This is a genomic window from Actinomyces polynesiensis, assembly GCF_000820725.1.
GTDB classification, from domain to species: Bacteria; Actinomycetota; Actinomycetes; order Actinomycetales; family Actinomycetaceae; genus Pauljensenia; species Pauljensenia polynesiensis.
This window is the reverse complement of record NZ_CCXH01000103.1, coordinates 1-8,244: the sequence shown is the minus strand read 5'-3', so window position 1 is coordinate 8,244 and position 8,244 is coordinate 1. Positions and strand designations below refer to the sequence as shown.

Annotated in this window: 8 protein-coding genes; 5 read left to right on the top strand and 3 right to left on the bottom strand. The window is 72.9% G+C overall.

All coding sequences use genetic code 11. The annotated features are described in order from the left end of the window. The coding region (locus TA90_RS04575) for a hypothetical protein (RefSeq protein WP_043534835.1) at positions 1-257 on the bottom strand (257 nt) is incomplete at its 3' end. A gap of 265 nt (positions 258-522) precedes the next feature. Here TA90_RS04575 and TA90_RS04570 point away from each other — a divergent pair. After that, entirely contained in the window at positions 523-1,305 is a 783-nt protein-coding gene (locus tag TA90_RS04570; protein ID WP_043534834.1) for a fructosamine kinase family protein, read from the top strand. A gap of 132 nt (positions 1,306-1,437) precedes the next feature. Continuing rightward, positions 1,438-2,898 (top strand): adenylosuccinate lyase, encoded by a 1,461-nt coding sequence (purB, locus tag TA90_RS04565; RefSeq protein ID WP_043534838.1) that lies wholly within the window; start codon positions 1,438-1,440, stop codon positions 2,896-2,898. 291 nt (positions 2,899-3,189) lie between these two features. Here the strand turns inward: purB and TA90_RS04560 are convergent, their stop codons facing one another. Next, positions 3,190-3,861, bottom strand: coding sequence for a hypothetical protein (locus TA90_RS04560; protein WP_043534833.1), 672 nt, complete (start codon positions 3,859-3,861; stop codon positions 3,190-3,192). Continuing rightward, positions 3,848-5,833, bottom strand: coding sequence for a hypothetical protein (locus tag TA90_RS04555; RefSeq protein ID WP_052450503.1), 1,986 nt, complete (start codon positions 5,831-5,833; stop codon positions 3,848-3,850). The genes TA90_RS04560 and TA90_RS04555 overlap by 14 nt, the downstream gene beginning before the upstream one ends. 290 nt (positions 5,834-6,123) lie before the next feature. Here TA90_RS04555 and TA90_RS04550 point away from each other — a divergent pair, with 290 nt between their 5' ends. The 3 genes from TA90_RS04550 to TA90_RS04540 all read left to right on the top strand — a co-directional run. Continuing rightward, a complete protein-coding gene (locus TA90_RS04550) occupies positions 6,124-6,405 on the top strand; it encodes a metal-sensitive transcriptional regulator (protein WP_043534832.1) in 282 nt (93 codons plus the stop codon). A gap of 82 nt (positions 6,406-6,487) precedes the next feature. After that, complete coding sequence (locus tag TA90_RS04545) at positions 6,488-6,739, top strand: heavy-metal-associated domain-containing protein (protein WP_043534831.1); 252 nt, start codon at positions 6,488-6,490, stop codon at positions 6,737-6,739. A 126-nt stretch (positions 6,740-6,865) separates the two neighbouring features. After that, a partial coding sequence (locus tag TA90_RS04540) for an HAD-IC family P-type ATPase (RefSeq protein ID WP_147513374.1) occupies positions 6,866-8,244 on the top strand: 1,379 nt, incomplete at its 3' end.

Sequence of the window (8,244 nt, the reverse complement as noted above, 5' to 3'; positions counted from 1 at the left end):
TCCCCACCGACCCGCGCGAGCTGGGCGGCGCCCGTGAGCGTCTCCCCGGCGGCCCGGGCTGCGGGACCCTGCCAGCCCGAGAGGTCCACCGCGGCGAGCTCCTCGAGGATCCGCGCCAGGCGCAGCCCCGCGGGACCGGCCGCGCCCCAGGTGCCTGACGGCGACCACGGTCCCCACCACCTCACCGCGCTGTCCGTCGTGAAGTCGATCCCGTGGTCCACCAGGTCCATCGGGTCCCAGTTCCCCTCCCCCGCCATGCGTCCCTCCCCGTTCCGTCCACGTCCGTTCCCTCCGGCCCCTCCCGGGAGCACGGCACACCCGGCGCGGCCCCGGACGGCCCACGCCACCCACGCTAGGAACCACCCCACGCGTGCGGGGTGAGCGGGCCGCGACCCTGTGGACGCAGGGGACACCACACCCGCGGTGTGGAGTGGAGTGCGAACCCCTCTCCCGGGACCACCCGCCCCTCCCGGGATCCGCTCCCGCAGTGCCCGCGCCCGGGCAGGTGCCTACGGTGGAGGCATGGACACCTTCCGCAAGTCCGACCACCGCCCGGGGCGGATCCTCTACGAGGTCGCGGGTCTCGCCTGGCTGGCCGACACCCCCTCCGACGCCGCCCCCGTCGTCCCCGTCCTCGACCACGGCCCGGACTGGTTGGAGGAGCCCCGCCTGTCGGAGGTCTCGCCCACCGCCCGGGCGGCGGAGGAGTTCGGCCGGGCACTCGCCCACACGCACGCCGCCGGGGCCTCCCACCTGGGTGCCCCACCGCCCGACAACCACGGACAGGGGTGGATGGGCCTCGCCCGACTTCCGCTCCCGGCCACCCCTGAGGAGTCGACGACCTCCTGGGGAGACTTCTACGCCCGGTACCGCCTCGCCCCCTACCTGGACGCCCCGGCATTCACCGCCTCCGACCGGCAGGTGCTCGGGCGCCTGTGCGAGCGGCTCTCCACCGGTGAGTTCGACCACGCCCAGCCCGCCCTCGTGGAGGCCTCCGGGCACGGCGCGGCACGCACCCACGGCGACCTCTGGAACGGGAACGTCCTGTGGACCCGCGAGGGGGCCACCCTCATCGACCCCGCCGCGCAGGGTGGGCACGCCGAGGAGGACCTCGCCGCACTCGCCGTCTTCGGTGCCCCTCAGCTGGAACGCATCTGGGCGGCCTACGACGAGGAATCGCCCCTGGCGGACGGCTGGCGGGAGCGGATCGGGTTGCACCAGCTCCACATGCTCATGGTCCACTGCCAGCTCTTCGGGCGCGGGTACGTCCGCGAGACGCTCGCCATCGCACGGCACTGGGCCTGAGGTCCGGTCACACCACCCGACCACGGACGAGGGCGGCGTCGCCCTCGTCGGTCCTGCCGCGCAGGCACACGAGCCCCGACCACGAGCGGACGCCCGGTCCCGGGCGGTGGGCGTTCTGGAACAATGGGCGCCATGAGCGAAGACTGGTCGGGCCTCTTCTCCACTGCGGACGGGTACACGGACCTGGCGGCGCGCGGCGAGCCGTTGTCCCCCCTGGACGGGCGCTACCGGCCGGTGGTCGCGCACCTCGCGGACTTCCTCTCCGAGGCCGCACTGAACCGCGCGCGCGTCCACGTCGAGGTCGAATGGCTCGTGCACCTGCTCGACCACCACGTCCTGCCCGGCGCACCCGGGATCTCCGACGCCGAGCGCACCTACCTGCGCCGGATCCCCGTCGAGTTCGGGGACGAGGACATCGAGCGCCTGGCCGACATCGAGGCCCGCACGCGCCACGACGTCAAGGCCGTGGAGTACCTGCTCAAGGAGTACCTCGACGCCGCTCCCGCAGCCCTGGGCCCGGACACCGTCCTGCCCGGCCTGCACGAGGTCGTCCACATCTTCTGCACCTCGGAGGACATCAACAACCTCTCCTACGCGCTCACCGTCAAGTCTGCGGTCGAGCAGGTGTGGCTGCCGGCCGCCGACGCACTGGTGGACCACCTGGCCGACATGGCGAGGGCGGGGGCGCAGGTCCCCATGCTCGCCCACACCCACGGCCAGCCCGCCACCCCGGTGACGATGGGCAAGGAGCTGGCCGTCTTCGTCCACCGGCTGCGTCGCCAACTCCCGCGCGTGGCGGGCACCGAGTACCTGGGCAAGGTCAACGGGGCCACCGGCACCTGGGCCGCCCACGTCGTCTCCGTTCCCGGGGCGGACTGGCCGGCGGTGACGCGGGAGTTCGTGGAGTCCCTGGGACTCGTGTGGAACCCGATCACCACCCAGATCGAGTCCCACGACTGGCAGTCGGAGCTCTACGGGGACATCGCGCGCTTCAACCGCATCGCCCACAACCTCGCCACCGACTGCTGGACCTACATCTCCATGGGCTACTTCCACCAGAACCTCGCCGCCCAGGGATCCACCGGGTCCTCCACGATGCCCCACAAGGTCAACCCGATCCGCTTCGAGAACGCGGAGGCGAACCTGGAGGTCTCCAACGCCCTCCTGGACTCCCTGTCGGCGACGCTGGTGACCTCCCGCATGCAGCGTGACCTCACCGACTCCACCACCCAGCGCAACATCGGGGTGGCCCTGGGGCACTCACTGCTGGCCATCGACAACCTCTCGCGCGGGCTGGCGGGCGTCGACATGGACGAGGCACGCATGGCCACGGACCTCGACGCGAACTGGGCGGTGCTGGGAGAGGCCGTCCAGCAGGCCATGCGCGCCGCCTCCATCGCGGGGGCGACCGGCATGGCGAACCCCTACGAACGTCTCAAGGAACTCACCCGCGGGCACACCGTGTCCGGGGAGGACATGCGGGCCTTCATCGCGGACCTCGGGCTGCCCGCCGACGTGGAGGAGCGCCTGCTGGCGCTCACCCCGGCGACCTACACGGGTCTGTCCGACAGGATCGTCGAGTTCCTGGACTGACGAACGCCACGGGGTGCGGGGGTGGTGCGAGGTGTCCGCTCGGACCGCCGGTCCCACGATCGGGCCCGCCTCCGGGCGACCGAAGGGCCGACCCGGGTGGCACGAGTCCCTCCGGGTGGGAGTGGTGGCAGGATCGATCACCACGTGGGCAGTCGTCGCACGTCCGACGACTGAATGGACAGTCGTGCCAAACCCAGCCACCGAGTGGGGAGTCGTGGCGCCCGCGACCCCACCTGGTGGCCAGCCACGGGTGGCGTCCCTGGAGGGAGGACTCTCGGGAAGGCGGGACTCTCAGGGCCGCCAGGCGGGATCGGAGGCCGGCGACCCGTACCGGGCGTAGAGGTCGGCGGGCCGGGCGGTCTCGTCCTCGCAGCCCAGTGAGGTCATGTCGGCCAGGACCTTCGGGGCGGGACCCTCCGCCGCGACGGTGTGCGAGCCCAAGCCGACGTGCGCACCGTCGACTCCCGGAGCCGTGGACGGGACGCTCCCGGCCCCGCCCCCCAGGAGCACCCGGCCGCGCACCGCCACGGGGGCGATCTCCGGGTTGTCCCAGGCGGCCCGCGCCGCGCGGTCCAGGGCGTCCACGGCGACCTCGTCGTCCACGGCGCTCTCGAGTCGGATGTCGATGCTGACCAGAGGTGGTTTTCCGAAGGCCTCGTGGACCTGGACCTCCACCGATGTCGCCCGGGGGTCGGTGCCGGTCACACCGGTGTCGCGTTCCACGGCGTCGGTGACGAGCATCCTGATCCGCTCCGAGCGCCCGCTCCTGTGGGACGGCCGCAGGGAGCGCAGCGCGATGCCCGCCCCGAGTGCCCCGAGCCCCGCCACACCGATGAGCACCGGGTTGTCGATCTGGGGCAGGCGCCTTGACGGCGCGTGGGAACCCTTGTTCACGGGAACCGAGCCGCGCATCGACCTCAGGAGCCTGCGCACACCCCTCTCCCACCCGTCAGTGCCGGCCATGGTCGTTCCCTCCGTCAGCGTCGACGTCGCCGTCGGCGTCCCGTCCCCGGTGCCGTCGTCCCGACCGGCGCCCCGTCGTCCGATGTCCGGCCGGTCGGTCTCTCCGTGGGGCCACCCCGGTGCCCTCACCGCCCGGTCCGCCCTCGGGTCCATCCTCCCCCGGATCCGGCGCGGTCGCCGGACGCACACCGCCCCCAGCCGTGGTGCCCTCGGTCCCGTCGGAGTCGGGTGCACTCCCCGAGCCAGCCCCGGACCCGGTGGGTGTCGGAGCGACCGCGCCCGCGTCGGTACCCACCGACCCGGCCGACCCGGCGTCGCCCTCGTCGGCTGCCCCCGTGGGCGCTGACGCGCTGGTGCCCGAGGGGTGCGGGGCACGCCCCAGGACCGAGTCCACGGTGCTGCGCAGGTCCTCCGCGGCGGAGGCGAGGGAGCGGCCCACCTCCTCCACGCGCCCGGTCGCCCGTTCCTGGAGGACCGAGAGGTCGGGGAGGTCCTCCAACCCGGAGCGCCACTCGTCACGCAGCCGGTCCACGACCTCGGCGCCGTTGGGGACGACGCGTGAGAGGTCGGGGAGCGTCACCAGGGGGTTCGGCGCCCAGGCCTCCGGGTAGTCGACCGGCTCCCAGTCGGGCCGGTCGATCTCGACGTAGGTGTTCCAGGTGTCGCGCGTGGTCGGCTCGAGGAGCTCCTGCCAGATGTCGAAGATCAGGACCCGCGTCGGTTCACCCTCCCGCGGCAGGAAGTCACGCAGCTTCGCGACCGTCTCCGCCGCGCGTCCCCACGGTGCCACCGAGGCCTTGCGCTCGGCCTGGCGGACGGTCTCGGTGTAGGTGGCCGAGGAGTGCGCGTAGTAGAGGGGTCCCCGACGAGGGCGGACCAGGCGCCGTCCGATGGTGACCCTCTGGTCCGGGACCCTCTGCGGGGTGCCGTCGATGGAGGGTACGACGTCCTGGTCGTGTGCGACGGCCAGCATCGTCACGTCGGGTCGGATGCGCAGGCGCCTGGAGGGGGTGCCCAGGGCGAGCACGGCGGTGACGTTGGCCCCCACCGCCTCCGGATCGGCGGCCGCGAGCGCCGTGGCCACCATGCCCCCCTGGGAGTGCCCGCAGATGAGGACCGGTTCACTGCTCCACCGGTCCCTGGGCACCCCGTCGGCCCGCATGGCGGCGTGGAGCGCCTGGAGGGTCCCGATGCGCATGGCGGAGGGGACGTTGAGGACCTCTCGGATGTTGGTCTCGGTGTCGGCGGGGTTCGGCGTGGAGGGGCCCATCATGTGGTCGGTGCCGGGCAGGGACACCAACCAGCGGCGGTCCTCCCCACTGCCCACCCGCGTGATCTTCACCGCCTGGCCGAAGGCCATGACCCAGTAGAGGTCGTCGATGTCGGCGGCCAGGTCGCCCAGGGAGTCGGGGGCGTCGAAGCGACGGACGGCCGGGGTGGGATGACCCTCCGGCAGCGGCAGGAGTGGACCCTCCGGTGCCGGGACGCCCGAGTCGTAGAAGGCCCGGGCGTGGACCTTCCCGCCTCGGAACTGCCCCAGGGCGGTGCCCACCGCCAGCATGGAGGTCATCAGGGAGTCGTACCCGCGCCGCGGCACCAGGGGGAGCATGGTGGCGGCCCGGCCGTCACGGTCCGCGTGCAGGGCGATGCGGGCACGCAGGTAGGCCCGTCCCAGGGTGGTGAGCTTGCGGGCGGAGGCCGAGACCGAACGGATGAGGAGCGTGTCGAGACCCGGGTCGTCGAAGAACACCCGCTGGGAGCGCTCGAGGATCTCCGCGCCGTCCTCCTCGACCCGACCCCTCAGCGCGGTGCGCATCCGCGGCGGCATGATGCCCAGCTCGGAGAGCCCCGCCAGCACGGCGTTGGCGGCGAGCGCGGGGACCAGGGGAGCCAGCCGCACGTGCAGGTACGAGGGCGGGAAGGCCTGCGGCACGCGGCGGGAGGGGTAGAACGACGGCCTGGACGCTGCCATTCGCACTCCTCCCCCGATGCCCGACGGTCCTGCCGGGGGACGACCCCGGCACGACGACCAGCGTAACGACACCTCCGGCGGGAGGACGGGTCGGATCGTGCCGGAAGCCCCGCACCACTGCTGCGGGAGGGTCCGACCGCCCGGTGTCGGACCGGGGGACCGGGCCACCTCCGTCCCGTTACGGGGATGACTCCTCCCACCACGCGGGTCCCGTGACGGGGCGGGGCCACCCTTGACACCTATACCCCGTAGGGGTACCTTGGGTGCCGAACGCACGGAGAAGGAGGGCCATGCCCGGGTACTCGAGTTCCACAGAGCAGTACCTCACGCGCCTGCGGCGCATCGAGGGACAGGTCCGCGGGGTCCAGCGCATGGTCTCCGAGGACTCCTACTGCATCGACGTCCTCACCCAGATCTCCGCCGTCCAGAGCGCCCTCGACTCCGTCGCCCTCGGACTCCTCCAGGACCACATGAACCACTGCGTGGTCGATGCGGCCAAGAGGTCCGACGAGGAGGGCCACGCGAAGGTCGAGGAGGCCACCCGCGCCATCGCTCGCCTCGTGAAGTCCTGACCCGCACCGCACCCACCCCACACCACCATCGCGGACGGTCCGCCCGCACCACGGCCCACACGGGCCACAGGAGGAACACACCATGACCACCGAGAACACCATCGACCGCACCGTCGAGCTCTCCGTCAACGGGATGACCTGCTCACACTGCGTCGCCTCGGTCACCGAGGAACTGCGCGAGGTCCCCGGCGTCAAGAACGTCGACGTCATCCTCAACTCGGGCGGCACCTCGAAGGTCACCGTCCTCACCGACACCGGTGTGGACGACGCCAAGCTGAAGGATGCCGTCGACGAGGCCGGGTTCGACCTCGTCGGCGTCGCCCGCGACTTCTGAGCTGACCCGCCCGGCACGCGGTCGGACCCCCCGGGCGTCCCACCGCGCGACCGGGCTCTCACCCCGTGCTCCCGGGCGCGCCCCCGAGGGCGCCGCCCCGGACGCCCCACGCCCCGAGAAGGCGTCATGACCACCCCCACCACCCGCACAGACCAGCACAGCTCCGCCCTCGTCGACGCACGCGCCGACGCACCAGCGACGCCGGTGCACGACACCGACACCTCCACACCACAGGTCGGTGAGGGCGCCCGACGCCACGCCATCGCCCTGCGGCGGCGTGTGATCGCCTGCGCCCCGCCCACCGTCGTGGTCGTCGCGCTGTCGATGGTCCCCGCCTGGCAGTTCACCGGGTGGCAGTGGGTGGCGGCCCTCCTGTCCCTGCCGGTGGTCACCTGGGGGGCCTGGCCCTTCCACTCCGCCGCCTGGCGCGCGGGACGCCACGGTTCCACCACCATGGACACCCTGGTCAGCCTGGGTGTCATCGCCTCCACCCTGTGGAGCTGGTGGGCCCTGCTCTTCGGTGGTGCGGGCATGCTGGGCATGCGCATGCAGATGTCCCTGCTGCCCCGGGCCGCCGGCCACCACGCCGAGATCTACTTCGAGGGTGCCTGCGTCATCACCCTCTTCCTCCTCATCGGCCGCTGGGCGGAGGCACGCACCCGCTACCGCGCCGGTGACGCCCTGCGCTCACTCCTGGAGCTCGGTGCCAAGGAGGCCACCCGACTGCGCACCGAGGCCGACGGCACCCGCCACGAGGAGCGCATCCCCGCCGCGGACCTCGCCGTGGGGGACCTGTTCCTGGTGCGTCCCGGTGAGAAGGTCGCCACCGACGGCCGCGTCGTGGAGGGATCCTCCGCACTCGACACCTCCCTGCTCACGGGTGAGTCCGTGCCCGTGGACGTCTCCGAGGGCGACGACGTCACCGGGGCGACGGTCAACACCTGGGGCGCGCTCGTGGTGCGCGCGACCCGCGTCGGCTCCGAGACCACCCTGGCCCAGATCGGGCGCATGGTCACCGAGGCACAGGCCGGCAAGGCCCCCGTCCAGCGTCTGGCGGACCGGATCTCCTCCGTCTTCGTCCCCGTCGTCATCGCGATATCCCTGGTGACCCTGGCGGGCTGGCTCCTGGCGGGGGGCTCGGTGCAGGCCGCCTTCACCGCGGCCGTCGCCGTGCTGGTGGTCGCCTGCCCCTGCGCGCTGGGACTGGCCACACCCACCGCGCTGCTGGTCGGGTCCGGCCGCGCCTCGCAGCTGGGCATCGTCATCAAGTCCGCCGAGATCCTCGAGCAGACGCGCACCATCGACACGATGGTCCTCGACAAGACGGGCACCATCACCACCGGCCGCATGAGCCTGGACTCCGTGGTCCTGCCGGGCGGGACCACGTGGGCGCCCGACGCCGTGCCCACCAGCGCACCCGTCGGCGCACCCGTCGCCACGCACGAGGGCGGCGCCGCGAGGGACGGTGGGCGCGCGGGCCAGGCGTCGACCGACACGCACGAGGG